Source organism: Bacillus sp. GS3m_15504 (assembly GCF_055825275.1).
Genome location: NZ_JBVVNL010000042.1, coordinates 1 through 249 on the forward strand (window position 1 = coordinate 1; position 249 = coordinate 249).

Consider the following 249-nt stretch of genomic DNA (forward strand, 5'->3'; position numbering starts at 1 on the left):
AGAATTGATGAACGCTGTTCATCAATATAAGTTTCCGTGTTTCGTTTTGTTCAGTTTTGAGAGAACTATCTCTCATATATAAATGTATGTTCTTTGAAAACTAGATAACAGTGTAGCTCATATTTTTAATTTTTAGTTTGGTTAAGTTAGAAAGGGCGCACGGTGGATGCCTTGACACTAGGAGTCGATGAAGGACGGGACTAACGCCGATATGCTTCGGGGAGCTGTAAGTAAGCTTTGATCCGAAGA

Annotated in this window: 1 rRNA gene; it reads left to right on the forward strand. The window is 38.6% G+C overall.

The annotated features are described in order from the left end of the window. Positions 1-139: 139 nt before the first annotated feature. Positions 140-249: ribosomal RNA gene (locus AC0L0O_RS30110) — 23S ribosomal RNA — on the forward strand; the annotation flags it as partial.